This is a genomic window from Pseudomonas sp. LAMO17WK12:I10, assembly GCF_900215185.1.
In the GTDB taxonomy this organism is placed as follows: domain Bacteria; phylum Pseudomonadota; class Gammaproteobacteria; order Pseudomonadales; family Pseudomonadaceae; genus Aquipseudomonas; species Aquipseudomonas chlororaphis.
Map to the genome: position 1 here is coordinate 44043 of NZ_OBDX01000019.1, position 23838 is coordinate 67880.

The window sequence follows — 23838 nt, forward strand, 5'->3', positions numbered from 1 at the left end:
TTTTTAACCATGTCTGTGTTTACTCCCCTGGCTCGGCCCGAGCTGGAAACCTTTCTCGCCCCTTACGGGCTCGGCCGTCTGCTTGACTTCCAGGGGATTGCCGCTGGTAGCGAAAACACCAACTTCTTCATCAGCCTGGAACAGGGCGAGTTCGTCCTGACCCTGGTCGAGCGCGGTCCGGTCCAGGAAATGCCGTTCTTCATCGAACTGCTGGACGTGCTGCACGACGCCGACCTGCCGGTGCCTTACGCCCTGCGCACCACCGACGGCGTGGCCCTGCGCGAGCTGGCCGGCAAGCCGGCGCTGCTGCAGCCGCGCCTGGCCGGCAAGCACATCAAGGAAGCCAATGCCCAGCATTGCGCGCAGGTCGGCGAGCTGCTCGCTCATCTGCACCTGGCGACCAAGGACAACATGATCAAGCGCAAGACCGATCGTGGCCTGGACTGGATGCAGGAAGAAGGCTCGCAGATGCTGTCCCATCTCGATCCGCAGGCACGGGATCTGCTGCAGCGAGCCCTGGATGAAATCGCCGAGCAGAAGGTGAAGATCCTCGCGCTGCCTCGGGCCAACATCCACGCCGACCTGTTCCGCGACAACGCGATGTTCGAAGGCACGCACCTGACCGGGCTGATCGACTTCTATAACGCCTGCTCCGGGCCGATGCTGTATGACGTGGCGATTGCCCTGAACGACTGGTGTTCCGACGCCGACGGCCTGCTCGACGGCTCGCGCGCCCGGGCCCTGCTGGGCGCCTACGCGGCCCTGCGTCCGTTCAGCACCGCCGAGGCCGAGCTGTGGCCAACCCTGTTGCGGGTGGCCTGCGTGCGCTTCTGGCTGTCACGCCTGATCGCCGCCGAGTCCTTCGCCGGACAGGACGTGCTGATTCACGATCCGATGGAGTTCCAGCTGCGCCTGGCCCAGCGCCAGCAGGTCAGCACGCCATTGCCGTTCGCCATCTGAAAGCATCGCGGGCAAGCCCGCCCCTACGATCTCTTGTAGGAGCGCGGCTTGCCCGCAATAGCGCCAGCAGTCTTTACAGCGATTCCAGGCAACCCGCCAGATCGTTGCCCAGCTTCTCCAGCACCTGCTCGTACCCCTGCGCGGTGGCCGGGGTGTAGCCGCCCAGCGCATCGAGCTCCGCCAGCTTCACCGGCAAGCCCGCCACCAGGGTTTCAGCCAGGCGTGGACGCAATGGCGGCTCGCTGAACACACAGGTCTTGCCAACTTCCTGCAAGCGCATGCGCATCGCCGCTACGTGCTGCGCGCCTGGCTGCACCTCGGCCGCCACGCTGAACACACCCGCATGCTTGAGGCCATAAGCATCTTCGAAATAATCGAAGGCTTCGTGGAAGACGAAATAAGGCTTGCCAGCGATTGGCGCCAGGCGGGCTTTCAAACGGGCGTCCAGGGCATCCAGGCGCTGGTCGAAGGCCTTGGCGTTGCTCTGGTAACGCGCGGCGTTGGCCGGGTCCGCGGCACTCAGGTCGGCCGCCATGCGGTCGGCGATGACCCGGGCGTTGACCGGCGACAGCCACAGGTGCGCATCGAGGCTGCCTGGACGATGATCGTGGTCATGTTCGTCGGCCTCTTCAGCATGCGAGTGGTTATCTTCGGCGAAATGACGGAGTTTCAGGCCTGGCAGGTCCTGCACCGCCAGCGCTGGCAGCGTGCGGCCCTTGAGGACCCGCGGCAGGAAGCTCTCCATGTCCGGGCCGATCCAGTACAGCAACTCCACCGACTGCACCTTGCGCACGTCGGAAGGACGCAGCGCATAGTTGTGCGGCGATGCACCCGGCGGCAGCAGGACCTCGGGCACGGCGATGCCGTCCTGGACGGCGGCGGCGATCAATTGCAGGGGTTTGATGCTGGTCAGGACCCGGACCTCGGCCTGGGCCGAGCTGATCACGAACAAACTGGCGGTAAAAGCGACAAAAAGGGCAAAAAGTCGGGACACGATGACCACTCGAAGAGGCAAGAACGGGTAACATAATAACGTCTCTCACCATTATCGTCGCCGCTCATGCCTAAAACCCCCCTTGCCAGTCGCCCCCACGACCACTCTCACTGCGTACACAGCGCACTGTCCGAGGCCGATGCCCTGTGCGCCCGCCAAGGCCTGCGCCTGACCGCCCTGCGTCGGCGGGTGCTGGAACTGGTCTGGCAAAGCCACAAGCCGCTGGGTGCCTACGACATCCTCGCCGTGCTCAGCGAACAGGACGGTCGCCGCGCCGCGCCGCCAACGGTGTACCGCGCCCTGGACTTCCTCCTGGAAAACGGCTTGGTGCATCGCATCGCCTCGCTCAACGCCTTCGTTGGCTGCAACCACCCGGAACACGCGCACCAGGGCCAGTTCCTGATCTGCCGCGTCTGCCACGCCGCCATCGAGCTTGAACAGAAATCCATCAGCGACGCGATCATCAGCAGCGCGCGCGATGTCGGCTTCGTTGTCGAAGGCCAGACCGTCGAAGTGGTCGGCCTCTGCTCGGGTTGCCAGGGGGCTTGATGAGCAATGCCTTGATCCGCCTCGATCAGGTCGCGGTGACCTTTGCCGGGCAGACCGTGCTGGACAACATCCAGCTCAGTGTCGAGCCTGGGCAGATTGTCACCCTGATCGGCCCCAACGGCGCCGGCAAGACCACCCTGGTGCGCGCCGTGCTCGGCCTGCTCAAGCCCGACAGCGGCAGCGTCTGGCGCAAGCCGAAGCTGCGGGTCGGCTACATGCCGCAGAAGCTGCATGTCGATCCGACATTGCCGCTGTCGGTGCTGCGCTTCCTGCGCCTGGTGCCCGGCGTGGACCGCGCGACAGCCTTGGCCGCGCTGAACGAAGTCGGCGCCGAACAGGTGATCGACAGCCCGGTGCAGAGCATTTCCGGCGGCGAGATGCAGCGTGTACTGCTGGCCCGCGCCCTGCTGCGCGAGCCGGAATTGCTGGTACTGGACGAGCCGGTACAAGGCGTGGACGTCGCCGGCCAGGCCGAGCTGTACAGCCTGATCACCCGCTTGCGCGACCGCCACGGTTGCGGCGTGCTGATGGTCTCCCACGACCTGCACCTGGTGATGAGCACCACCGACCAGGTGGTCTGCCTCAATCGCCACGTGTGCTGCTCCGGCCACCCGGAACAGGTCAGCGGCGACCCGGCCTTCGTCGAGCTGTTCGGCCAGAACGCGCCGAGCCTGGCGATCTACCACCACCATCACGACCACGCCCACGACCTGCACGGTTCGGTGGTCACCGGGGCCGCGGCCGGCCACGTTCATGTTCACGGAGATAGCTGCAAGCATGGCTGATTTTCTGTTGTACGCCCTGCTCGCAGGCCTGGCGCTGGCGCTGGTGGCAGGTCCCCTGGGATCGTTCGTGGTCTGGCGGCGCATGGCCTATTTCGGCGACACCCTGTCCCATGCCGCCTTGCTCGGCGTGGCCCTGGGCTTTCTGCTGGATGTCAGCCCGGCAGTGGCGGTGACCGTCGGCTGCCTGCTGCTGGCGGTGCTGCTGGTCACCCTGCAACAGCGCCAGCCGCTGGCTTCCGATACGTTGCTGGGGATTCTCGCCCCCAGCACCCTCTCCCTCGGGCTGGTGGTACTAAGCTTCATGCATGACGTGCGGATCGACCTGATGGCCTATCTGTTCGGCGACCTGCTGGCGATCAGCCCCGGCGACCTGGCGTGGATTCTTGGCGGCAGCGCCGCGGTCCTGCTGCTATTGGTGGCCCTGTGGCGGCCGTTGCTGGCGATCACCGTGCACGAGGAGCTGGCCAGGGTCGAAGGTTTGCCGGTGGCGTCGCTGCGCCTGGCGCTGATGCTGTTGATCGCGGTGGTGATCGCGGTGGCGATGAAGATAGTCGGGGTCTTGCTGATCACTTCGCTGCTGATCATCCCGGCGGCTGCGGCTCAACGTCACGCCCGCTCCCCGGAGCAGATGGCGCTGGGTGCGAGCCTGCTGGGCATACTCGCGGTCTGTGGCGGGCTGGCGTTGTCGTGGTTCAAGGACACCCCCGCAGGGCCGTCGATCGTGGTCACGGCGGCCGCATTGTTTCTGCTGAGTTTTGTCCTGCCCCGTCGAGGGGTGTAGACTTGCTCGCTTTTTGCGCAATTAGAGAGTCGCAGGAATGAAGCCGTTCGCCTCCCGTTATCTGCTCCTTGTCGCATTTTCCCTGCTGCTGGGCGCCTGCCAGAGCACGCCGCCGGCTGAAGTGCCCGACGCCCGCGCCACGGCCATCGCACAGCTGCAGCAAAATATCGCCAGCAGCGAACTGGCCACCGCCGAAGACCAGTTGAGCGCCTTGCAGGCCCAGTCGCCCAACGACCCGCAGCTCGAGCAATACCAGCGCCAGCTGGCCGAAGCCTACCTGCAGCGCAGCCAGATCGTGTTGCAAAAGGGTGATGTCAACGCCGCCGCCACGGCCCTGAGCCGCGCCCGCGCGCTGATGCCCAAGGCACCGGCCCTGACCGGTGGCGTCGATGGCGCCATCACCCAGGCCCGTAAAGCCGAGCTGGAAAAAGCCGAAGCCGCGCTCAAGGCCGCTGAAGCCCGGCCGCCAGCCAAGCTGATCGACCCGGCCGCCGAGAGCAGCACCATTGCGCTGAACCTCAGCGATATCAAGCAACTGCGTCGGCAACTCGATGCGATCGCCGCCGATGTGGTGAATTACCAGTGCGACGTGAGCATCCAGGCGCCACGCACCGAAGACTACCCCTGGCTGAAGACCCTGCTGAGCAAGCGGGTGAAAAAGCTCGACGGCGAGTTCGACCTGCAGATCGAGCGGCAGATCCTGCGCCACATCCCGGCACAGATGGTGCTGACACCACGCAAACCCCAATAATACCACCTCTGTAGGAGCGAGCGGGCGGCGATCCGACTTGCCCGCGATAAACGCTAACGCGGTGCCAAACTCTTTCGCACGCAAGCTGTGCTCCTACAGAAGCGTCAGCAGCATCAGGCCGGAATCGCCTTGGCCTTCGGCTCCCGCTCCCAGACCCGGTGATGGGCAATCGCGTTGAAGAACGCCTTCAACGCCTGGGCATCCCCGCCGACGATCAACCCCGCATCCACTTCCAGCTTGAGCACATCCAGCAACTGCTTGGCCTCGCCCTGCAAGGCAATCGCCTTGAGGTGCTTGTAGGCTTCGAGCAGGTAATGCAGGGCCACGCCATTGCCGCTCAAGGCTTGTATCGACTGGGCGCCACCCGGCACGAACACCGCGTCGAACGCCACTGACGGTAGTCCTTCCATGGAAGCGTCCACCGGCAGGGTCTTGCCGTCCGCCGTGGTCACGGGCGCCGAGGTCGGGCCCAGCAACCTGGCGTGGGCGCCTTCGGCTTGCAGGGCCTTTTTCAAGGCGTCGATCGCCTTGCCGTCGACGCCGTTCGCCGCCAGGATCGCCACTTTGCGGGTCTTGATATCCCCCGACAGCAGGTTGGCCTGGCTCAGGGCCGGCGAGTGATCGAGGGACAGCTCAGGCACGTCGACCGTACCGCGCTTGGGTACCGGTAAGCCCAGGTTCTGCGCGACCCGCTTGGCCAGTTCGAGATCGATATTGGCCAGGATCTCGTTGACCTGCCGCGCGCGGATCCACTCACGCTCGACCTTGCCCAGCTCGAAGCTATAGGCGGCGATGATGTGTTCCTGCTCATGCGTGCTCATGCTCTTGAAGAACAGTCGCGCCTGGGAGAAGTGGTCGCTGAAGGACGGGCTGCGCTGGCGGATCTTGTGTGCGTCGATGCGCTCGTTGTAGCTCTCGAAACCGCCATCCTCGGCCGCGGGCGGCGTCTCTTTCGGCCAGCCGCCATCGATGGAATTGGGCTCGTAGGACGCCCGGCCCTTATCGATGGTGGTGCGGTGCATGGCGTCGCGCTGGCCATTGTGGAAGGGCGCCAGCGGGCGGTTGATCGGCAGCTCATGGAAGTTCGGCCCGCCGAGGCGGCTGATCTGCGTATCGGTGTAGGAAAATAGCCGGCCCTGCAGCAGCGGATCGTTGGAGAAGTCGATGCCCGGCACGATATGCCCCGGGCAGAAGGCAACCTGCTCGGTCTCGGCGAAGAAGTTGTCCGGGTTGCGGTTGAGCACCATCTTGCCCAGGGGCGTGATCGGCACCAGCTCCTCGGGGATCAACTTGGTCGGGTCGAGGATGTCGAAATCGAACTTGTGCTCGTTTTCCTCGACGATCACCTGCACACCCAGCTCCCACTCCGGGTAATCGCCGCTCTCGATCGACTCCCACAGGTCGCGGCGATGGAAGTCGGTGTCCTTGCCCGCCAGCTTTTGCGCCTCGTCCCAGACCAGGGAACAGGTGCCCACTGTCGGCCGCCAGTGGAATTTGACGAAGCTGGAGGTGCCTTCGGCATTGATGAAACGAAAGGTGTGTACGCCAAAGCCCTGCATGCTGCGCAGGCTTTTCGGAATCGCCCGGTCGGACATGGCCCAGATCACCATATGCGCCGATTCCGGCTGCAGCGACACGAAGTCCCAGAAGGTGTCATGGGCCGAGCCTCCGGTAGGGATCTCGTTGTGCGGCTCGGGTTTGACCGCATGGACGAAGTCGGGAAACTTGATCGCGTCCTGGATGAAGAACACCGGCATGTTGTTGCCCACCAGGTCGAAGTTGCCTTCGTCGGTGAAGAACTTCACGGCAAAACCGCGCACGTCGCGCACGGTGTCGCCAGAGCCGCGCGGACCCTGCACCGTGGAGAAGCGCACAAACACCGGGGTCTTCTTCCCCGGATCGCGCAGGAAGCCGGCCTTGGTCAGGGCCGAATGATTCTCGTAGGCCTGGAAGTAACCATGGGCGCCGACGCCACGGGCATGGACGATACGCTCCGGAATCCGCTCATGGTCGAAGTGCGTGATCTTCTCCCGCATGATGAAGTCTTCCAGCAGCGAGGGCCCACGGGCGCCGGCCTTCAGGGTGTTCTGGTTATCGGCGACCTTGACCCCCTGGTTGGTGCGCAACGCCTGTTCGGTGGCGTCGGAGCGGAAGGTCTCCAGGCTTTGCAACTTGCTGTTGGTGTTGCCGCGATCCAGGGTCTCGGTCCCGGCCAGCTGGCTTTTCGGTGCGCTTGGCTTCTTGCTACTCATCAGGCAAAACTCCTCGTTGGCGAAGCCCCGGCGGGGCGGGGCTTCATCGGTCAAAATCGCCAGGCACGGCACCTGGCTTTTTTCGAGTGGCTTATTGAGTGACTGATGAGGTTAGGCGCCGTTCCTTTTTTATGACCTTTGATCGCGTTATTGCCAAATCGAAGGATGAATACAAAATAAATGCTAAGAACCTCTATACGGACAGGCTAAAATGCGCGCCCGGCTAACCGCTGATCCTTTTCTAACGCGCCCCACAAGGTTCGCTACGTGATCGAGTTTCAAAACGTCCATAAAACCTACCGGGTCGCCGGTAAGGATATTCCCGCCCTGCATCCGACCAGCCTGAAGGTCGAGAACGGCCAGGTATTCGGCCTGATCGGCCATTCCGGCGCGGGCAAAAGTACCCTGCTGCGCCTGATCAACCGCCTGGAAAACCCCAGTGGCGGCAAGATCGTCGTCGACGACGAGGAAGTCACCGCCCTGGACGCCAACGGCCTGCGCCGCTTCCGCCAGCAGGTCGGGATGATCTTCCAGCACTTCAACCTGCTGGCCTCCAAGACCGTGGCCGACAACGTCGCGCTGCCGCTGACCCTGGCCGGCGAGCTGTCGCGCAGCGCGATCGACCAGCGCGTGGCCGAGTTGCTGGCCCGCGTCGGTCTTTCCGATCACGCCAAGAAATACCCAGCCCAGCTGTCCGGCGGGCAGAAACAGCGCGTCGGCATCGCCCGCGCCCTGGCGACCAAGCCGAAGATCCTGCTGTGCGACGAAGCCACCAGCGCCCTGGACCCGCAGACCACCGCGTCGGTCCTGCAACTGCTGGCCGAGATCAACCGTGAACTGAAGCTGACCATCGTGCTGATCACCCATGAGATGGACGTGATCCGTCGCGTCTGCGACCAGGTGGCGGTGATGGACGCCGGGGTGATTGTCGAGCAGGGCTCGGTGGCCGAGGTGTTCCTGCATCCCAAGCACCCGACCACCAAGCGTTTCGTCCAGGAAGACGAGCAGATCGATGAAAGCGAACAGCGCGACGACTTCGCCCACGTGCCGGGCCGCATTGTGCGCCTGACCTTCCAGGGCGATGCCACCTACGCGCCGCTGCTGGGCACCGTGGCCCGCGAAACCGGGGTGGACTACAGCATCCTCGCCGGCCGTATCGACCGCATCAAAGACGTCCCTTACGGGCAACTGACCCTGGCTATCACCGGCGGTGACATGGAGGCGGCCTTCGCCCACTTCACCGCGGCGGATGTCCACATGGAGGTGCTGCGCTAATGGAACTGCTGACAAGTTTCTTCGCCAATATCGATTGGTACGAAATCTGGCTGGCCACCGGCGACACCCTGCTGATGCTCGGTGGCTCGCTGCTGTTCACCGTGCTGCTGGGCCTGCCCCTGGGCGTGCTGCTGTTCCTCTGCAGCCCGCGCCAGTTGCTGGAGCAGAAGAGCCTCTACGCCCTGCTGTCGCTGCTGGTGAACATCCTGCGCTCGCTGCCGTTCATCATCCTGCTGATCGTGATGATCCCGTTCACCGTGCTGATCACCGGCACCTCGCTGGGTGTCGCCGGCGCGATCCCGCCCCTGGTGGTCGGCGCCACGCCGTTCTTCGCCCGCTTGGTGGAGACCGCCCTGCGCGAAGTGGACCGCGGCATCATCGAGGCCACCCAATCGATGGGCGCGACCACCCGGCAGATCATCACCAACGCCCTGCTGCCGGAAGCCCGTCCGGGTATTTTCGCGGCAATAACCGTGACAGCGATTACCCTTGTTTCCTACACCGCCATGGCGGGCGTGGTAGGCGCGGGCGGTCTCGGCGACCTGGCGATCCGCTTCGGTTACCAGCGCTTCCAGACCGATGTGATGGTGGTTACCGTGGTGCTGTTGCTGGTGCTGGTTCAAGTTCTGCAAACCGTCGGCGACAAGCTGGTGGTGCACTTTTCCCGAAAATAAGTCGGCCCTGGCCGGCAGGCGTCCGGCACCGGGCGCCTCACAAGGAGCTAGCTGGATGAAAAAACTACTCGTCGCTTTCGCCGCCGTTGTCGCGTTCTCCGCGCACGCCGCTGACACCCTGACCGTGGCCGCCACCCCGGTGCCTCACGCCGAGATCCTCGAATTCGTGAAGCCGGCGCTGGCCAAGGAAGGCGTGGACCTGAAGGTCAAGGTCTTCACCGACTATATCCAGCCGAACGTGCAGGTCGCGGAAAAGCGCCTGGACGCCAACTTCTTCCAGCACCAGCCATACCTGGATGAGTTCAACAAGGCCAAGGGCACCCACCTGGTAAACGTTGCCGGCGTGCACCTGGAGCCGCTGGGCGCCTACTCCAACAAGTTCAAGAAGCTCGAAGAACTGCCGGGCGGCGCCAACGTGGTGATCCCCAACGACGCCACCAACGGCGGCCGTGCCTTGCTGCTGCTGGCCAAGGCCGGCCTGATCAAGCTCAAGGATTCCAACAACATCCTGTCCACGGTCAAAGACATCACCGAGAACAGCAAGGACCTGAAATTCCGTGAGCTGGAAGCCGCGACCATCCCGCGCGTGCTGACCCAGGTCGACCTGGCGCTGATCAACACCAATTACGCCCTGGAAGCCAAGCTGGACCCGTCCAAGGACGCCCTGGTGATCGAAGGCAAGGACTCGCCTTACGTGAACATCCTGGTGGCCCGTCCTGACGACAAGGACTCGGACGCCATGAAGAAACTGGTTGCCGCTCTGCACAGCCCCGAGGTGAAGCAATTCATTCTCGAGAAATACAAAGGCGCCGTGGTACCGGCGTTCTGATCGATTGCAGAAATACAAACGGGGCGCCTCAAGGCGCCCCGTTTCGTTTCAGTTGCCTGCCGGGTTCCCTGTAGCCGCTGCCGCAGGCTGCGATCGGCTCCGCAGGAGACGCGCTCTTGAGGGCCTCGGAAGGTGCTCCGCACCTTATCGCAGCCTGCGGCAGCGGCTACAGGATTCAGGCGTCCCGGATTACTTGCGCTGCAACATCACCGGCAGCTGGGCCACCAGTTTCTGGTTGTTCAGCGGCGCGCGGATGAAGCCGCGCTGGGTGCCGTCCGGGCCGATCACCGCCAGGTTGCCGCTGTGGTCGACGGTGTAGTTGGGCTTGCTGGTGTCCGCTGGAATGAACGGAATGCTCACCGCGTTGGCGAGCTTCTGCACGTCCGCCACCGAGGTCGCGGTCAGGCCCTTGAAGTCCTTGTCGAAGTAGCCCAGGTACTGTTTCAGCTGCTGCGGCGTGTCGCGGTTCGGGTCGACGCTGACCAGCACCACCTGCAGGTTATCCACCGCCTCCTTGGGCAACTCGCTCTTGATCTGGCGCAGCTGGGCGAGGGTGGTCGGGCAGATGTCCGGGCAGAAGGTATAGCCGAAGAACAGCAGGCTCCATTTGCCCTTGAGCTCATTGAGCACCACCGGCTGGCCTTCCTGGTCGGTCATCTTTACATCCGGCAGGTTGCGGCTCTGGGGCAGCAGGATGATCCCGGCGTCGATCAACGCGGTCGGATCCCCCTGGTTCTTGCCGGTCAGCACTTTGTTGACGGTGAGCCCCAGCACCAGGGCCACCAGCGCCACGAGAATAAAGACGGTTTTCTGAGTTCGAGTCATAGGTTCAACAATAGGTAGTGGTCTACGAGCAGCGCGATAAACAGCAGGAACAAGTAATAAATAGAGTACTTGAAGGTGTTGATCGCCGCGTGCGGCCGACTGCCACGGTACAGCACCCAGGCCCATTGCAGAAAGCGCGCGCCCAGGCCAAGGGCACACATCAGGTAGAGCAGGCCGCTCATGTGGATCGCATAAGGCAGCAGGCTGACCGCCAGCAAGGCGCAGGTGTAGAGCAGGATATGCACCTTGGTGTAGTGCTCGCCATGGGTCACCGGCAGCATCGGGATATCGGCCTTGGCGTATTCCTCCTTGCGGTGAATGGCCAGCGCCCAGAAGTGCGGCGGGGTCCAGGCGAAGATAATCAGCACCAGCAACAGCGGTTCGGCCGTCACATGGCCGGTGGCCGCGACCCAGCCCAACAGCGGCGGCGCGGCCCCGGCCAGGCCGCCGATCACGATGTTCTGCGGGGTCGCCCGCTTGAGGAAGCCGGTGTAGATCACCGCATAACCGAGCAACGACGCCAGGGTCAGCCAGGCGGTCAGCGGGTTGGTGAACGCCAGCAGCAAGGCTTGCCCGGCGATGGCCAGCAGCAGGGCGAAACCCAGCGCCGCCGCCGGCGACACCCGGCCTTCGGCCAGCGGCCGTTTGTGGGTGCGCGCCATGACTGCATCGATCCGCCGGTCCACCACATGGTTCACCGCTGCCGCCGCGCCGGCGCACAGGGCAATGCCCAGGTTGCCGAACACCAGCACCGTCCACGGCACCCCGGCGCGGGTGGCGAGGAACATGCCCACCAGCGAGGTGATGAGCATCAGCACCACCACCTTGGGCTTGGTCAGCTCCAGGTAGTCACGCCAGATCGCCTGGCTGTGACGCTCGCCGATCAGAGTCGCCATGGCATCTCTCCTTTAATGGTTATGGGCCCGGCAGCGTGTTTGCGCGGGCTCAGGCGCCAGCCCAGCGGCAGGTGCGAGCGGGCGCGGACCAGGCTGGTGCGGGCGTGATAATTGACCAGCACCAGGGTCAGCAGCAGCGCCGCGCCGCCGGCGTTGTGCGCCACGGCCACCGGCAGCGGCAGGTGGAACAGCACATTGCTGATGCCAAGGGCGATCTGCGCCGCCAGCGCCACCAGCACCAGCCCGGCGAGGCGGGTCATGCCCACATGCTTGAGTTGCCAGGCCAGGCCGAGCAACACCAGGGTCACCAGCAGCGCGCCGATGCGATGGGTCAGGTGGATGGCCGTGCGCGCGTCACTGTCGAGCTGCCCGCCCAGGTAGTTGGGGCCGATGTGCTGGGTCAGGTGAAAGCCATTGGCGAAATCCACCGCCGGCCACCACTGGCCGTGACAGGTCGGCAAGTCGATGCAGGCCACCGCCGCGTAGTTGGAGCTGACCCAGCCGCCCAGGGCGATCTGCCCGATCACCAGCACCAGCCCGGCCGTGGCCCAGTATTGCAGGCGCCTGGGCACGATCAGCGCCGGCAGTACCCCGGACAGGCGTAGCGTCAGTAAAAACAGCAGGCTCAAGGTGGCGAAGCCGCCCAGCAGGTGCGCGGTGACGACTTGCGGCCACAGCTTGAGGGTCACCGTCCACATGCCGAACAAGGCCTGGGCGAACACCACCGACAACAGGAACAGCGGCAACTTCAACGGCTGCCCGGGATGATGCCGGTGGGTCCAGGAGCGTGCCGCCAGCAGCACGATCAACAGGCCCAGGGTGCCAGCGAAATAGCGGTGGATCATCTCGTTCCAGCCCTTGTGGGCTTCCACCGGGGTGTCGGGAAAATGCAGTTCGGCATGGGCCAGCTGGGCGTCGCTTTTCGGCACGCTGATGAAACCGTAGCAACCCGGCCAGTCCGGGCAGCCGAGGCCGGCGTGGGTCAGCCGGGTATAGGCACCGAGCAGCACCACGATCAGTGCCAGCAAGGTGGCAAACAAGGCGAGGCGAAATCCAGGTTTGGCCATGACGATGCCCTTATCCGATGTTCGACAGTTTCAGCAGATGACGCAGGTCGTTGAGCAGGTCCTTGCCCTTGACCCGGGCGTCGTAGCGCAGGACCAGATTGCCGTGCGGGTCGACGATCCACAGCAGCGGTGCGTCCTGGTCGCTGGCGCCCTTGGTGAAGGTCGGCAAGTCCAGTGGATAGCGTTGCAGTTGCGGGTATTCACGTTGCAGCTTGGCCTGGTAGTCGGCGTCCAGCGGCTGGGCGGCGGCCAGGGCGTGGCTGGCCCGGGAGGCGTCGCGGCCGAGGGAGATCTGGATCTGCCGCGCCAGGTACACCAGTTGCTGGCAATCCACGGCGCAGTCCCTGGGCGCGGTGACCAGGATCTGCCAGCGCGCCTCGTCGGCCTGGACCCCGATGTCGGCGCGGCTCTGGCCGTTGCCGATCAGCTCGCCGTGGTAGCTGCGGCTTTCCGGTACCCAGAACTGCAACTTGTACATGCCGGTGGCGAGGATCATCGGGCCGATCACCATGGCCACGATCAGCAGCAGCTGCCAGCGTCCGCGGCGCCGGTTGTGGGGCACCTGGGCCTCAGAAATGTTGGGTGGATTCATGGCCGCTCCCATGGTGTTTCTCCCTTGCGTTATGCCATCCGAGATAGAGGTACAAAGCGCACAGGGCCAGCGCCATGGCGAACCACTGCACGGCGTAGCCCAGGTGTTTTTCCGGCCCCATGGCCACTACCGGCCATTCGGTCAGGTAGGCGCCCGGGCCAGCCTCCTGGCGTAGCTCGTAGGCAAAGCCGCTGCGTCCCAGCTCGCTCCAGAGCCTGGCCGGATCGACCGTCGTCACCAGCCGCGGCCACTGGGCATTCAGGGGGTCGGCATGCAGTTGAAAGGTCGCGCCGGGGGCGACATAGACCCAGGCGTCGAGGTCCAGAGGTTGTTCGGGAGTACTGAACACCGGTGGCGTGCGCCGGTCCGGCCAGGGCAGCCAGCCCCGGTTGAGCAACAGCCATTGGCCGCTGGCCTGGTCGAGAAAGGGTTGCAGCAGTTCGACCCCGACCTTGCCCTCATGCATACGGTTATCCAGCAGCAGGCTGTGGGCCGCATCGAAGCGACCGTGTAACTGCACCCGACGGAACGCCGGGTCAGGGGCAGCCTGCAGCTCATCCAGGGTCAAAGGCTCAGCCACGCGCCGTTCGGCGTAGCTGGCCAGCAGCTCGCGTTTCTGTTCGCCCCGGCCCAGTTGCCAGAACCCGAGCGTCACCAGCACCGGCAGTAACGCCAGTACCACCAGGGTCGGCAGCATGCCCGGGCGAAAGCCGTTCATGGCAGCGCCCGAAAGTGGCGAGATCGACTGGCTATACTCAAGCGCATCGCGTTTCTCCCGGAGCCCACCATGCTTAAAGCGGCCATCGTCCTGTTGCTGATCGCCACGCTCATCAGCCTGTTCAGCGGCTTGTTCTTTCTGGTCAAGGACGACAGCAGCTCCCATCGCCTGGTCAGGTCGCTGACCGTGCGTGTGTGCCTGGCCGCGCTCACCGTCGGCTTGATCGCCTGGGGCTTCTTCAGCGGCCAGTTGGTGTCGCACGCGCCCTGGTAACGCCGCGCTCAGAGCACGTAGACGAAGACAAACAAGCCGATCCACACCACATCGACAAAGTGCCAATACCAACTGGCCGCCTCGAAACCGAACTGATGCTCGGCGTCGAAGTGCCCCTTCACGATGCGCATCAGCATCACAAACAAAATCAGCGTGCCGATGGTCACGTGGGCACCGTGAAAGCCCGTGAGCATGAAGAAGGTGGCGCCATAGATGCCCGATCCCAGGGTCAACCCCAGTTCGTGGTAGGCGTGCAGGTACTCCTCGGCCTGGAAGCCGAGAAAGGCACAGCCCAGCAGCACGGTGATCGCCAGCCAGATTTTCAGCGCGCCGCGGTGACCATTCTTCAGGGCGTGGTGGGCGATGGTCACAGTGACGCTGGAACTCACCAGCAGCACGGTGTTGAGCAGCGGCAGGCCCCAGGGACTGATGACTTCCTTGGGCGGCGGGAACAGCTTGGAATCGGGGTTTTCGAGCAATGGCCAGACGAACTCGAAGTTCGGCCAGAGCATGTGCGCGATGCCCTTGCTGCCTTCGCCGCCCAGGGCCGGGCCGGCGATATGGCGCACGTAGAACAGCGCGCCGAAGAAGGCGATGAAGAACATCACTTCGGAAAAGATGAACCAGCTCATGCCCCAGCGGAACGAGCGATCCAGCTGGGCGCTGTACAGGCCGGCGCGACTTTCCTTGATCACCGCGCCGAACCAGCCGAACAGCATGTAGGCCAGCAACAGGCCACCGACGAAGAAAATCAGCGGGCCATGGGATTCCGGGCGCGCGGCCTTGAGGTCGTTGAACCAGGTAGCCAGGCCGAACACCGTAACGAACATGCCCACCGTGGCGATGATCGGCCACTTGCTCTGGGCGGGAACGTAATAATGCTCATGAGTTGCCATTTATTGTTCTCCTTATCGGGCACCGTCTTAACCGCCGGTGTTGGTGCTCACGGCCACCGGTGGATGACGCGCGGTGATATCGAACAGCGTGTAAGCCAGCGTCAGGTGCTTCACATCCTTGGGCATGTCGCGGTCAACGATGAAACGTACCGGCATCTCGATCTGCTGACCGGGCTGCAGCACTTGCTGGGTGAAACAGAAGCATTCGGTCTTGTGGAAATACATCGCGGCGCTGCTCGGCGAAATGCTCGGGATCGCCTGGGCGCTCATCGGGCGGTCGCTGGGATTGCGGGCGATGAAGATCATCTCGTTCACCGCGCCTGGATGAACCACGATGTCGTCGGCCTTGGGATAGAAGTCCCAGACCATGTCGATCGCGTTGGTCGACAGGAACTGCACGCGCACCTGGCGCGAGACATCCACTTGCTGCTCGCCGGAATACTGCCCGCCGGTCTTGCCGTTGATGCCCAGCGCCTTGCACATCACGTCGTAGATCGGCACCAGGGCAAAACCGAAGACGAACATCGCCGCCACCACCAGCAACAGGCGGGTGACCAGCTTCTTCATCGAGATCTCGGCCATCAGCAACCTCCTGCTGCTTCAGAGGCGAGCGGGCAGCGCGGCAGGCTGTTCATTTCACTTCCGGCGGCGTGGTGAAGGTGTGGTAAGGCGCCGGCGACGGCACGCTCCACTCCAGCCCTTCGGCACCGTCCCAGGGCTTGGCCGGCGCGGGTTGGCCGCCACGGATGCACTTGATGACGATGAACAGGAAGAAGATCTGCGTCGCGCCGAAGGTGAACGCGCCGATGGACGACACCATGTTGAAATCGGCGAACTGCAGGTTGTAGTCCGGGATCCGCCGCGGCATCCCCGCCAGGCCAACGAAGTGCATCGGGAAGAACGCCATGTTCATGCCGATGAAGGACAGCCAGAAGTGCAGCTTGCCCAGGGTTTCGTCGTACATGTGCCCGGTCCACTTCGGCAGCCAGTAATAAGCCGAGGCGAAGATGCCGAAGATGGCGCCCGGCACCAGCACATAGTGGAAGTGCGCGACCACGAAATAGGTGTCCTGGTACTGGAAGTCCGCCGGGGCGATGGCCAGCATCAGCCCGGAGAAGCCGCCGATGGTGAACAGGATCACGAAGGCCACGGCGAACAGCATCGGCGTCTCGAAGGTCAGCGAGCCCTGCCACATGGTGCTGACCCAGTTGAAGACCTTGACCCCGGTCGGCACCGCGATAAGCATCGTGGCGTACATGAAGAACAGCTCGCCCACCAGCGGAATGCCGACCACGAACATGTGGTGCGCCCAGACGATGAACGACAGGAAGGCGATACTCGCAGTGGCGTAGACCATCGAGGTGTAGCCGAACAACGGCTTGCGCGAGAAGGCCGGGATGATCGCGCTGACGGCACCGAAGGCCGGCAGGATCATGATGTACACCTCGGGGTGACCGAAGAACCAGAACACATGCTGGAACAGCACCGGATCGCCGCCGCCGGCGGCGCTGAAGAAGCTGGTGCCGAAGTGGATGTCCATCAGCATCATGGTCACGCAGCCGGCCAGCACCGGCATCACCGCGATCAGCAGGAACGCGGTGATCAGCCAGGTCCAGACGAACAGCGGCATCTTCATCAGGGTCATGCCGGGCGCACGCAGGTTGAGGATGGTGGCGATCACGTTGATCGCGCCCATGATCGAGCTGATGCCCATCAGGTGGATGGCGAAGATGAAGAAGGTCACGCTTTCCGGCGCGTAGGTGGTGGACAGCGGGGCGTAGAAGGTCCAGCCGAAGTTGGGTCCGCCACCGGGCATGAACAGGGTCGAGACCAGCAGCAGGAACGCCGCCGGCAGCAACCAGAAACTGAAGTTGTTCATCCGTGGCAGGGCCATGTCCGGCGCGCCGACCATCAGCGGGATCATCCAGTTAGCCAGGCCGACGAAGGCCGGCATCACCGCGCCGAAGACCATCACCAGGCCATGCATGGTGGTCATCTGGTTGAAGAATTCCGGCTGCACGATCTGCAGGCCAGGCTGGAACAGCTCGGCGCGGATCACCATGGCGAACGAGCCGCCGAGCAGGAACATGGAGAAGGCGAACCACAGGTACAGGGTGCCGATGTCTTTGTGGTTGGTGGTCAGCACCCAGCGCATCAGGCCCTTGGCGGGGCCGTGGGTGTGGTCGTGATCGCCAACGATGGCATGACCCTGTTCGTCGCTCACAGCGTTCATGGCCTGTCTCCTGTAAACGGGTGGGCTGGACGATCGAGGGCGGCACGCCCTGATCGGCTGCGGGAACACGCAATGGACCGGGTCATTTGCTTTGCGCCTGTTTCAGAGCCAGGACATCCTTGGGCGTCACCATGTCGCCCTTGTTGTTGCCCCAGGCGTTACGTTCGTAGGTGATCACCGCTGCCAGGTCGACTTCCGACAGCTGCTTGCCGAACGCCGCCATGGCGGTGCCGGGCTTGCCGTGGAAGACGATGTTCAAGTGATCCGCCACCGGCCCGGTGGCGATCTTCGAGCCCTTGAGCGCCGGGAACATCGGCGGCAGGCCCTGGCCTTCGGCCTGGTGACAGGCCACGCAGGTGGTGTGGTAGACCTTGTCGCCACGGGCCACCAGCTCTTCGAGGGTCCATTCCTTGCTGGTCAGTTCCTTGAGCTTGAGGGCTTCGGCCTTGCGTTCGCCCAGCCAGGTGTCGTAGTCGGCCTGGGTCTTCACGTCGACCACGATCGGCATGAAGCCATGGTCCTTGCCGCACAGCTCGGCGCACTGGCCGCGATACAGGCCGGGCTTGTCGACCCGGGTCCAGGCTTCGTTGACGAAACCGGGGATCGCATCGCGCTTGACCGCAAAGGCCGGGACCCACCAGGAATGGATGACGTCGGCGGAGGTCACCAGAAAGCGCACCTTGGCGCCGATCGGCAGCACCAGCGGCTGATCGACTTCCAGCAGATAATGTTCGCCCTTGGCGCTCTGGTTATGAATCTGGTCGGCGGGAGTGGTCAGGTTGCTGAAGAACTCGACGTCCTGGCCCAGGTATTTGTAGTGCCACTTCCACTGATAGCCAGTGATCTGGATGTCCACATCCGGTTCGCTGGCGTCGTACATCTTGATCAGGGTCGCGGTGGCGGGAACGGCCATGGCCACCAGGATCAGCAGCGGCACCACGGTCCAGAGGATTTCCACCGTCGTGCTTTCGTGGAACTTGGCGGCCACCTGGCCGGTGGAGCGGCGGTGCAGGATCATCGACCAGAACATGGCGCCAAAGACAATGACGCCGATCACCACACAGATCCAGAAGATGGTCATGTGCAGGTCGAATACCGCGTGACTTATATCAGTCGCTCCAGGCGCCATATTCACGGTCCAGGCGCCATGCGCCTGGCTGAATACCGACCACAACAGGAGGCCCATCCAGACTTGTGGATGTCGCATCATTGCGGGTTCCCCTTATCGTTCTTGTTATCCCGCCGGCTTGCACCTGCGGCCAAGGGAGCGGCTGCCTAGACTACGAACTTAAACCGCCGAGCCTTCGCTGCGCATGCAGTCAGGCGTCATCAGCTAACTTCATTCAGACCCGAGTATAGACAGCGACTTCGACCTCGCAATGCGGTGCCGTAAATCCACTGAAACAGTTTGCCGCTGCCTTATAGGCCACGGTTGGAAAGGGATAGGGGATGAATGATGGCGAAGCGATATAACCCAGACGACTAACCATGAAATAATTATGAAAAATACGTCTTAAGCGATTTCGTGAGCAGGCTAACTTATGTCTTCCCTAATTAATTGCCCTTGTTTCCTGGAGTATTCATGAACACCGCCGCATTGCGCGAGCAGATCCAACGAGCCCATCAACATGAGTCCGGCACCGGGCAATTACGCCGTCAGCTGGAAACCCAATTGCCACACCTGCACCCCGCCATCCAGCTCCCCGAAGTGGACGCCCAGGGGGTGATGACCCGTTTTGTCGCCGCTTATATCGATCAGGTTCCCGACCTGCTGGACGCCGCCAACGAAGTTGCGCGCGAAGCCGGTATCGAGTCGCAGATCAAGCCGGTGCTGAAGATCGCCGAGCAGTTCTTCCTCCAGCCGCCCGCCATCATGGCCGGCCACGAAGGCCTAGACAGCCTGTTGGACGAAGCCTATCTGGCCCATCGCCTGGTGGAGGAGGTCAACGACCTGTACATCACCCATTTCGGCCAGCCGCTGATTCCCCTGGACACCACGGTGGCCAACCTGATCGCCCACCAGTTGATCGGCGAAACCTTCGCCAACCAGCTGGACGAAGCGGTGCACCATGCGGTCGACGCGATGCTCGACGAAGAGAGCTTCGCCCTGGAGTCGGTCGAGGCCTACCGGGAAAAGCTCAACAGCCCCGACACCGATGCCGCCTGGAAACGCTGGCCGTGCCTGTCGCGCCAACTGGGCGTGGAACTGGAACTCGACCAGCCGGCTGCCTGATGATTGCAGGTAGCGGCCCTGTAGCCGCTGCCGCAGACTGCTATCGACCGGCACGGTCGCAGCGATATCACCGACGCTGAAGGCCCTTCGGACCTTATCGCAGCCTTCGGCAGCGGCTACAGGGCCACACACTTACGCCCGGCTCAGGCCTTTGGCCTCCAGCTTCGAGGCCGGGCTCACGCCCACATTGGTGTGCAAGCGCCCCTCCAGGCGGCGCTTCAACCCGCGCGACTCGATCACCAGCTTCGAGCCCTTGGCCGCATTGGCCCGTCCCCACTCCTCGAGCAGCTCCAGGCAGGCATGGTCGATGTAGCCCAGGTTATTGAGCGGCACATGCACGGTGGTGCCCGCTGGGATACTGCCCAGCGCCTGGGTCAGGGCCGGCACCTTGAGGAAGGTCGCGGCGCCCACCAGGCGCAGCTCCATTTCGCCTTCGGCCGGCAGGTCCACCAGGCTGATCTTCAGCCGCGAAGCGCCCCAGGCCAGCTTCACCAGGGTCAGGCCGAAACCGATCAGCACACCGGTCAGCAGGTCGGTGAAGACAATCGCCAGTGCGGTCACGCCGTAGGTCAGCATCGGCATCGGCCCATAACGACCCAGCTTGCGGAACGACTTGAGGTCCACCAGCTTGAACCCGGTGTACACCAGTACGCCCGCCAGGCTGGCCACCGGAATGCTTTGCAGCACGCTGGACAGCAACAGCACGAACGCCAGCAGCCACAAACCGTGGAAGATCGCCGACAGCCGCGTGGTCGCGCCCGCCTGGACGTTGGCCGAGCTGCGCACGATCACCCCGGTCATCGGCAGGGCGCCGAGCAATCCGCAGAGCATGTTGCCGATCCCTTGCGCCGACAGTTCACGGTCGAAATCCGAGCGCGTACCGCTGTGCATGCGATCCACCGCGGCGGCGGACAGCAGGGTTTCGGCGCTGGCGATAAAGGCCACGGCAAAGGCCGCGATCAGCAGTGTCGGGTCCGCCAGGTTGAGCAGGTCGGCCGGCCGCAGCCAGTCGATCGCCTCGGTAAGATTTTCCGGCACCTCGACCCGCTTGACCTGTAGCGCCAGGGCCAGGCTGGCAAAGGTCGCCAGGCCGACGCCCAGCAGGGCGCCGGGGATGAAGCGCAGCGAATGCGGGCGCAGTTTTTCCCACAGGAACATCACCGCCATGGTCGACAGGCCGAGCAGCCCGGCCTGCCAGCCAAAGCCACCGCCCAGGCTGGGCAAGGCCTGGGCCACCGCCTCGGGGAAGCCCGCGAGGTTATCCAGGCCGGACGCCTGGGGCTGGGCGTCGAGCATCACGTGCACCTGGGAGAGCACGATCAACACCCCGATCCCGGCAAGCATGCCGTAGACCACCGCCGGCGCCGTGACCCGAAACCAGCAACCCAGGCGCAGGCGCCCGGCCACCAGTTGCAGGAAACCCGCCAGCAGCAGGATCGGCCCGAGCATGGCGATACCGTGCTGGCGCACCAGCTCGAACACCAGGACCGCCAGCCCCGCGGCCGGACCGCTGACCTGCAAGGGCGAGCCGGCCAGCCAGCCCACCACCAGGCCACCGATGATCCCGGTGATCAACCCCTTGGCCGGCGGCATGCCGGAAGCGATGGCGATACCCATGCACAAGGGCAGGGCCACCAGAAACACCACCACGGAAGCGAGCAGCTCCCGTGGCAAAACAGCTTTCAATTGTGCTGCACGCATGATGATTCTCCCGAAGCTTTCTTCAGGCGTGGCAAAGCCTGACCGCGCGGACGGCAGTCATGGCTGAACCCCACTGGGATTTAGGAGGATTTAGAAGCGCGCTTTAGGCGTCGCAACCGGGATCGGATGGCGTCCGTCCAACGGCAGGAAACACCCTTGATCCGCGTCGTAGGCTTTGATTTCGCTGGTTTCGATGTTGTACACCCAGCCATGGATGAACAACTGACCGTTGGCCATGCGCGAAGCCACCGAAGGGTGGGTGCGCAAATGCTGCAACTGGGCGATGACGTTCTCTTCGGTCAGCACATGCATGCTGGCGTTCTCGTCGGCGCAGTCGCAGTTCTCCTGGACCATGGTCTTGGCCACTTCGGCGTGGCGCAGCCAGGCTTTGACCGTCGGCATCTTTTCCAGGCTCTGCGGGTTGAGCACCGCGCGCATGGCGCCGCAGTCGGAATGGCCGCAAACGATGATGTGGTGCACACCCAGGGCCATGACCGCGTATTCGATGGCCGTGGACACACCGCCGTTCATCTGCCCGTAAGGCGGTACCACGTTACCGACGTTGCGGGTCACGAACAGGTCGCCCGGGGCGCTCTGGGTAATCAGTTCGGGGACGATGCGCGAATCCGCGCAGGCAATGAACATCGCACGCGGCCGCTGGGCCGTGGCGAGTTTCTTGAACAGTTCTTCCTGCTGTGGGAAGACCTCGTGATGAAAATGCAAAAAGCCGTCAACGATTATCTGCAGCGCTGCATCGGCGCTTTCGGCGACCTCCGGGGACGCTGAAGCCGACGCAGCCAACGGCTGTTTATCCTTGTCACTCATGATTCATCCTCTTTTGACGGATTAGGCTCTGTCGAAAAGTGGCTGCACTCGGTCATGCTGCGTTAAAAACAGGCTCGGAATGCTCATGTAGGCCCCTACACTCCGCTTCCTCGCCTGTTTTTGCCTTGCCTGACCTTCGCTCGCCGACTTTTCGCTCAGACCCTTAGGTGAATTTTCCAGTTTTATCCGGCACGACGCCAGCGATTGATTAAAAAACAACCAGGCCGCTGACAGCGACCCATCGGTCACTTGGTGAACAAGGTAGCCTTCCAAACTTAACTCAAACTGAACCGGCCGCTCTAAAACGCCACTATTGGCGATGCAAAAAGGTGACCAGCGTATAGACGACGGTGCATCGGCTCTACTCCACCATAGGCCAATACCTCCTAGGCTCTGTACGAAAAGTGGCTGCACGCTGGGCGCCTTCGGCGCTACGCAGGCCATGCTGCGCGCTAGACGCCTGCGGCGTTACGCAGAAACAGGCTCGTGCGCGAGTCCGATCGGAATGCTCATTTAGGTCCCTAAAGTCGAACGCGACCCCGGCCGTTCCTCGCCTGTTTTGATTCGCTGCGCTCACCCTTCGGGCCAGCCCTTGGCTGTTACTCCCGCTGGTCGTTGCGCCTTGCCTGACCTTCGCTCGCCGACTTTTCGTACAGACCCTAGAGCAACGACATCTGCCCTCCCGGCGGACAGAACGCCGTGCAGTCGAGGTTGTAGCCTTCGCGCCGATCGAGCCCCAGGCGTTTGCTGGCCTTGGCGAAACGCTGCGCCAGCAGGGCCGCGAAGGGGCCTTCGCCGCGCATCCGTGCGCCAAAACGGCTGTCGTACAGCTCGCCGCCGCGACACTGGCGGATCAGGCTCAGGACATGGGCCGCCCGCTGCGGATAGTGAGCGTTGAGCCATTCCTCGAACAGCGGCGCCACTTCCAGGGGCAGGCGCAGCATCATGTAGGCGGCGCTTTGCGCGCCCGCGGCATGGGCTTCGGCGAGCAGGCTTTCCAGCTCGCTGTCGTTGATCATCGGAATCATCGGCGAACACAGCACGCCCACGGGAATCCCCGCCTCGCGCATCACCCGGATCGCCCGCAACCGCGCCTTGGGCGCCGCCGCCCGGGGTTCGAGGATGCGCTTGAGCTCGTCGTCCAGGGTGGTCAGGCTGATCATCACCGCCACCAGCCGCTGCTCGGCCAGTTCGGCCAACAGGTCGAGGTCGCGCAGGATCAGCGAGCCCTTGGTGACAATGGTCACCGGATGCCGGTAGCGCAGCAGCACCTCCAGGGTCCGCCGGGTCAGCTGGTGCTCGCGTTCGATGGGCTGGTAGGGGTCGGTGTTGGACCCCAGGTTGATCGGCGCGCACTGGTAGCCGGGCTTGGACAGCTGCTGTTCGAGCATCGCCGCGGCATTGGTCTTGGCGATCAGCTTGGTCTCGAAGTCCAGCCCCGGCGACAGGTCCCAATAGGCGTGGCTGGGCCGCGCATAACAGTAAATGCAGCCGTGCTCGCAACCACGATAGGGGTTGATGGAGCGGTCGAAGGGCAGGTCCGGCGAGCTGTTGCGGGTAATGATGGATTTCGCCGTCTCAAGGCGCACCTCGGTGCCCTGGGTCAGCGGGGCTTCCTGGTACCAGCCGTCGTCGAAGGCCACCGAGCGCTGGGGCGCAAAACGGTTGTGCGGATTGGTCGCGGTGCCACGGCCGCGTGGGGGCAGGGGGCTGGACATGGGCAGGCACT

24 protein-coding genes are annotated in these 23838 nt (G+C 63.6%); 10 read left to right on the forward strand and 14 right to left on the reverse strand.

The annotated features are described in order from the left end of the window. Positions 1–9: 9 nt before the first annotated feature. Positions 10–960, forward strand: a complete 951-nt coding sequence (locus tag CRO75_RS20180; RefSeq protein ID WP_097137690.1) for a homoserine kinase — start codon at positions 10–12, stop codon at positions 958–960. 73 nt (positions 961–1033) lie between these two features. Here the strand turns inward: CRO75_RS20180 and CRO75_RS20185 are convergent, their stop codons facing one another. Continuing rightward, positions 1034–1963, reverse strand: coding sequence for a zinc ABC transporter substrate-binding protein ZnuA (locus CRO75_RS20185; RefSeq protein ID WP_097137692.1), 930 nt, complete (start codon positions 1961–1963; stop codon positions 1034–1036). Positions 1964–2020: 57 nt separating this feature from the next. Between CRO75_RS20185 and zur the strand changes: the two genes are divergently transcribed. Genes zur through CRO75_RS20205 form a run of 4 tightly spaced genes read left to right on the forward strand, consistent with a single transcriptional unit; the run spans position 2021 to position 4820 of the window. Continuing rightward, positions 2021–2503, forward strand: a complete 483-nt coding sequence (zur, locus tag CRO75_RS20190) for a zinc uptake transcriptional repressor Zur (protein WP_007924301.1) — start codon at positions 2021–2023, stop codon at positions 2501–2503. Continuing rightward, the gene (znuC, locus tag CRO75_RS20195) at positions 2503–3288 is read left to right on the forward strand and encodes a zinc ABC transporter ATP-binding protein ZnuC (protein ID WP_007924302.1); all 786 of its coding nucleotides are present in this window, start codon (positions 2503–2505) and stop codon (positions 3286–3288) included. Before zur ends, znuC begins: the two co-directional genes overlap by 1 nt. Next, positions 3281–4069 carry a zinc ABC transporter permease subunit ZnuB gene (gene znuB / locus CRO75_RS20200; RefSeq protein WP_007924303.1) on the forward strand — a complete coding sequence of 263 codons (789 nt, stop codon included), beginning with the start codon at positions 3281–3283 and terminating at the stop codon, positions 4067–4069. The genes znuC and znuB overlap by 8 nt, the downstream gene beginning before the upstream one ends. A 37-nt stretch (positions 4070–4106) precedes the next feature. After that, positions 4107–4820, forward strand: a complete 714-nt coding sequence (locus tag CRO75_RS20205) for a PA5502 family lipoprotein (RefSeq protein WP_097137694.1) — start codon at positions 4107–4109, stop codon at positions 4818–4820. Between the two features lie 113 nt (positions 4821–4933). Here the strand turns inward: CRO75_RS20205 and katE are convergent, their stop codons facing one another. Then, positions 4934–7126, reverse strand: a complete 2193-nt coding sequence (katE, locus tag CRO75_RS20210) for a catalase HPII (RefSeq protein ID WP_256596234.1) — start codon at positions 7124–7126, stop codon at positions 4934–4936. Between the two features lie 213 nt (positions 7127–7339). Between katE and CRO75_RS20215 the strand changes: the two genes are divergently transcribed. From CRO75_RS20215 to CRO75_RS20225, 3 genes are read left to right on the forward strand one after another with little or no spacing between them, the layout of a single operon-like run. Next, on the forward strand, positions 7340–8347 hold the full coding sequence (locus CRO75_RS20215; RefSeq protein ID WP_007924306.1) for a methionine ABC transporter ATP-binding protein: 1008 nt from the start codon (positions 7340–7342) through the stop codon (positions 8345–8347). Then, positions 8347–9021: a methionine ABC transporter permease gene (locus CRO75_RS20220; RefSeq protein ID WP_007924307.1), complete on the forward strand. Its 675-nt coding sequence runs from the start codon at positions 8347–8349 to the stop codon at positions 9019–9021. The genes CRO75_RS20215 and CRO75_RS20220 overlap by 1 nt, the downstream gene beginning before the upstream one ends. A gap of 55 nt (positions 9022–9076) precedes the next feature. Further along, positions 9077–9850: a MetQ/NlpA family ABC transporter substrate-binding protein gene (locus CRO75_RS20225; protein WP_097137697.1), complete on the forward strand. Its 774-nt coding sequence runs from the start codon at positions 9077–9079 to the stop codon at positions 9848–9850. Between the two features lie 189 nt (positions 9851–10039). Here CRO75_RS20225 and CRO75_RS20230 read toward each other — a convergent pair whose 3' ends face one another. Genes CRO75_RS20230 through CRO75_RS20250 form a run of 5 tightly spaced genes read right to left on the reverse strand, consistent with a single transcriptional unit; the run spans position 10040 to position 13948 of the window. Further along, complete coding sequence (locus tag CRO75_RS20230) at positions 10040–10675, reverse strand: SCO family protein (RefSeq protein ID WP_009041520.1); 636 nt, start codon at positions 10673–10675, stop codon at positions 10040–10042. Beyond that, positions 10672–11571, reverse strand: a complete 900-nt coding sequence (cyoE, locus tag CRO75_RS20235; RefSeq protein WP_097137699.1) for a heme o synthase — start codon at positions 11569–11571, stop codon at positions 10672–10674. Before cyoE ends, CRO75_RS20230 begins: the two co-directional genes overlap by 4 nt. Further along, on the reverse strand, positions 11559–12638 hold the full coding sequence (locus CRO75_RS20240; RefSeq protein ID WP_097137701.1) for a COX15/CtaA family protein: 1080 nt from the start codon (positions 12636–12638) through the stop codon (positions 11559–11561). Before CRO75_RS20240 ends, cyoE begins: the two co-directional genes overlap by 13 nt. A 10-nt stretch (positions 12639–12648) precedes the next feature. Continuing rightward, positions 12649–13242 carry a hypothetical protein gene (locus CRO75_RS20245; protein ID WP_097137703.1) on the reverse strand — a complete coding sequence of 198 codons (594 nt, stop codon included), beginning with the start codon at positions 13240–13242 and terminating at the stop codon, positions 12649–12651. Continuing rightward, the gene (locus CRO75_RS20250) at positions 13208–13948 is read right to left on the reverse strand and encodes an SURF1 family protein (RefSeq protein ID WP_097137705.1); all 741 of its coding nucleotides are present in this window, start codon (positions 13946–13948) and stop codon (positions 13208–13210) included. The genes CRO75_RS20245 and CRO75_RS20250 overlap by 35 nt, the downstream gene beginning before the upstream one ends. A gap of 69 nt (positions 13949–14017) precedes the next feature. Here CRO75_RS20250 and CRO75_RS20255 point away from each other — a divergent pair, with 69 nt between their 5' ends. After that, complete coding sequence (locus CRO75_RS20255) at positions 14018–14221, forward strand: twin transmembrane helix small protein (RefSeq protein WP_016703917.1); 204 nt, start codon at positions 14018–14020, stop codon at positions 14219–14221. An 8-nt stretch (positions 14222–14229) separates the two neighbouring features. Here CRO75_RS20255 and CRO75_RS20260 read toward each other — a convergent pair whose 3' ends face one another. The 4 genes from CRO75_RS20260 to coxB all read right to left on the reverse strand — a co-directional run bounded on the left by CRO75_RS20260 (position 14230) and on the right by coxB (position 18560). After that, positions 14230–15117: a cytochrome c oxidase subunit 3 gene (locus CRO75_RS20260; RefSeq protein ID WP_097137707.1), complete on the reverse strand. Its 888-nt coding sequence runs from the start codon at positions 15115–15117 to the stop codon at positions 14230–14232. A 27-nt stretch (positions 15118–15144) separates the two neighbouring features. Further along, the gene (locus tag CRO75_RS20265) at positions 15145–15699 is read right to left on the reverse strand and encodes a cytochrome c oxidase assembly protein (protein ID WP_009046265.1); all 555 of its coding nucleotides are present in this window, start codon (positions 15697–15699) and stop codon (positions 15145–15147) included. Between the two features lie 49 nt (positions 15700–15748). Beyond that, entirely contained in the window at positions 15749–17350 is a 1602-nt protein-coding gene (gene ctaD / locus CRO75_RS20270) for a cytochrome c oxidase subunit I (RefSeq protein WP_009041514.1), read from the reverse strand. An 82-nt stretch (positions 17351–17432) separates the two neighbouring features. Next, positions 17433–18560, reverse strand: a complete 1128-nt coding sequence (gene coxB / locus CRO75_RS20275) for a cytochrome c oxidase subunit II (RefSeq protein WP_097137709.1) — start codon at positions 18558–18560, stop codon at positions 17433–17435. A gap of 372 nt (positions 18561–18932) precedes the next feature. On the opposite strand from coxB, the gene CRO75_RS20280 reads away from it, so the two are divergent. Further along, on the forward strand, positions 18933–19583 hold the full coding sequence (locus tag CRO75_RS20280; RefSeq protein WP_007924324.1) for a hypothetical protein: 651 nt from the start codon (positions 18933–18935) through the stop codon (positions 19581–19583). Positions 19584–19715: 132 nt separating this feature from the next. Here CRO75_RS20280 and CRO75_RS20285 read toward each other — a convergent pair whose 3' ends face one another. The 3 genes from CRO75_RS20285 to CRO75_RS20295 form a co-directional block, all read right to left on the reverse strand. Continuing rightward, entirely contained in the window at positions 19716–21284 is a 1569-nt protein-coding gene (locus CRO75_RS20285; RefSeq protein ID WP_097137711.1) for a SulP family inorganic anion transporter, read from the reverse strand. A 90-nt stretch (positions 21285–21374) separates the two neighbouring features. Beyond that, a complete protein-coding gene (locus CRO75_RS20290; RefSeq protein ID WP_007924326.1) occupies positions 21375–22109 on the reverse strand; it encodes a carbonic anhydrase in 735 nt (244 codons plus the stop codon). Positions 22110–22768: 659 nt separating this feature from the next. Then, complete coding sequence (locus CRO75_RS20295; RefSeq protein ID WP_009041511.1) at positions 22769–23827, reverse strand: PA0069 family radical SAM protein; 1059 nt, start codon at positions 23825–23827, stop codon at positions 22769–22771. Between the last annotated feature and the right edge of the window lie 11 nt (positions 23828–23838).

Excerpts from the sequence above, each read along its gene's own strand:
- znuC (WP_007924302.1), top strand. The coding sequence starts at position 2,503 with ATGAGCAATGCCTTGATCCGCCTCGATCAGGTCGCGGTGACCTTTGCC.
- CRO75_RS20295 (WP_009041511.1), bottom strand. The coding sequence starts at position 23,827 with ATGTCCAGCCCCCTGCCCCCACGCGGCCGTGGCACCGCGACCAATCCG.
- CRO75_RS20205 (WP_097137694.1), top strand. The coding sequence starts at position 4,107 with ATGAAGCCGTTCGCCTCCCGTTATCTGCTCCTTGTCGCATTTTCCCTG.
- CRO75_RS20260 (WP_097137707.1), bottom strand. The coding sequence starts at position 15,117 with ATGGCAACTCATGAGCATTATTACGTTCCCGCCCAGAGCAAGTGGCCG.
- CRO75_RS20240 (WP_097137701.1), bottom strand. The coding sequence starts at position 12,638 with ATGGCCAAACCTGGATTTCGCCTCGCCTTGTTTGCCACCTTGCTGGCA.
- CRO75_RS20245 (WP_097137703.1), bottom strand. The coding sequence starts at position 13,242 with ATGGGAGCGGCCATGAATCCACCCAACATTTCTGAGGCCCAGGTGCCC.
- CRO75_RS20280 (WP_007924324.1), top strand. The coding sequence starts at position 18,933 with ATGAACACCGCCGCATTGCGCGAGCAGATCCAACGAGCCCATCAACAT.
- coxB (WP_097137709.1), bottom strand. The coding sequence starts at position 18,560 with ATGATGCGACATCCACAAGTCTGGATGGGCCTCCTGTTGTGGTCGGTA.
- CRO75_RS20285 (WP_097137711.1), bottom strand. The coding sequence starts at position 21,284 with ATGCGTGCAGCACAATTGAAAGCTGTTTTGCCACGGGAGCTGCTCGCT.
- znuB (WP_007924303.1), top strand. The coding sequence starts at position 3,281 with ATGGCTGATTTTCTGTTGTACGCCCTGCTCGCAGGCCTGGCGCTGGCG.
- CRO75_RS20230 (WP_009041520.1), bottom strand. The coding sequence starts at position 10,675 with ATGACTCGAACTCAGAAAACCGTCTTTATTCTCGTGGCGCTGGTGGCC.
- CRO75_RS20225 (WP_097137697.1), top strand. The coding sequence starts at position 9,077 with ATGAAAAAACTACTCGTCGCTTTCGCCGCCGTTGTCGCGTTCTCCGCG.
- cyoE (WP_097137699.1), bottom strand. The coding sequence starts at position 11,571 with ATGGCGACTCTGATCGGCGAGCGTCACAGCCAGGCGATCTGGCGTGAC.
- CRO75_RS20290 (WP_007924326.1), bottom strand. The coding sequence starts at position 22,109 with ATGAGTGACAAGGATAAACAGCCGTTGGCTGCGTCGGCTTCAGCGTCC.
- CRO75_RS20220 (WP_007924307.1), top strand. The coding sequence starts at position 8,347 with ATGGAACTGCTGACAAGTTTCTTCGCCAATATCGATTGGTACGAAATC.
- CRO75_RS20265 (WP_009046265.1), bottom strand. The coding sequence starts at position 15,699 with ATGGCCGAGATCTCGATGAAGAAGCTGGTCACCCGCCTGTTGCTGGTG.
- ctaD (WP_009041514.1), bottom strand. The coding sequence starts at position 17,350 with ATGAACGCTGTGAGCGACGAACAGGGTCATGCCATCGTTGGCGATCAC.
- CRO75_RS20180 (WP_097137690.1), top strand. The coding sequence starts at position 10 with ATGTCTGTGTTTACTCCCCTGGCTCGGCCCGAGCTGGAAACCTTTCTC.
- zur (WP_007924301.1), top strand. The coding sequence starts at position 2,021 with ATGCCTAAAACCCCCCTTGCCAGTCGCCCCCACGACCACTCTCACTGC.
- CRO75_RS20250 (WP_097137705.1), bottom strand. The coding sequence starts at position 13,948 with ATGAACGGCTTTCGCCCGGGCATGCTGCCGACCCTGGTGGTACTGGCG.
- CRO75_RS20255 (WP_016703917.1), top strand. The coding sequence starts at position 14,018 with ATGCTTAAAGCGGCCATCGTCCTGTTGCTGATCGCCACGCTCATCAGC.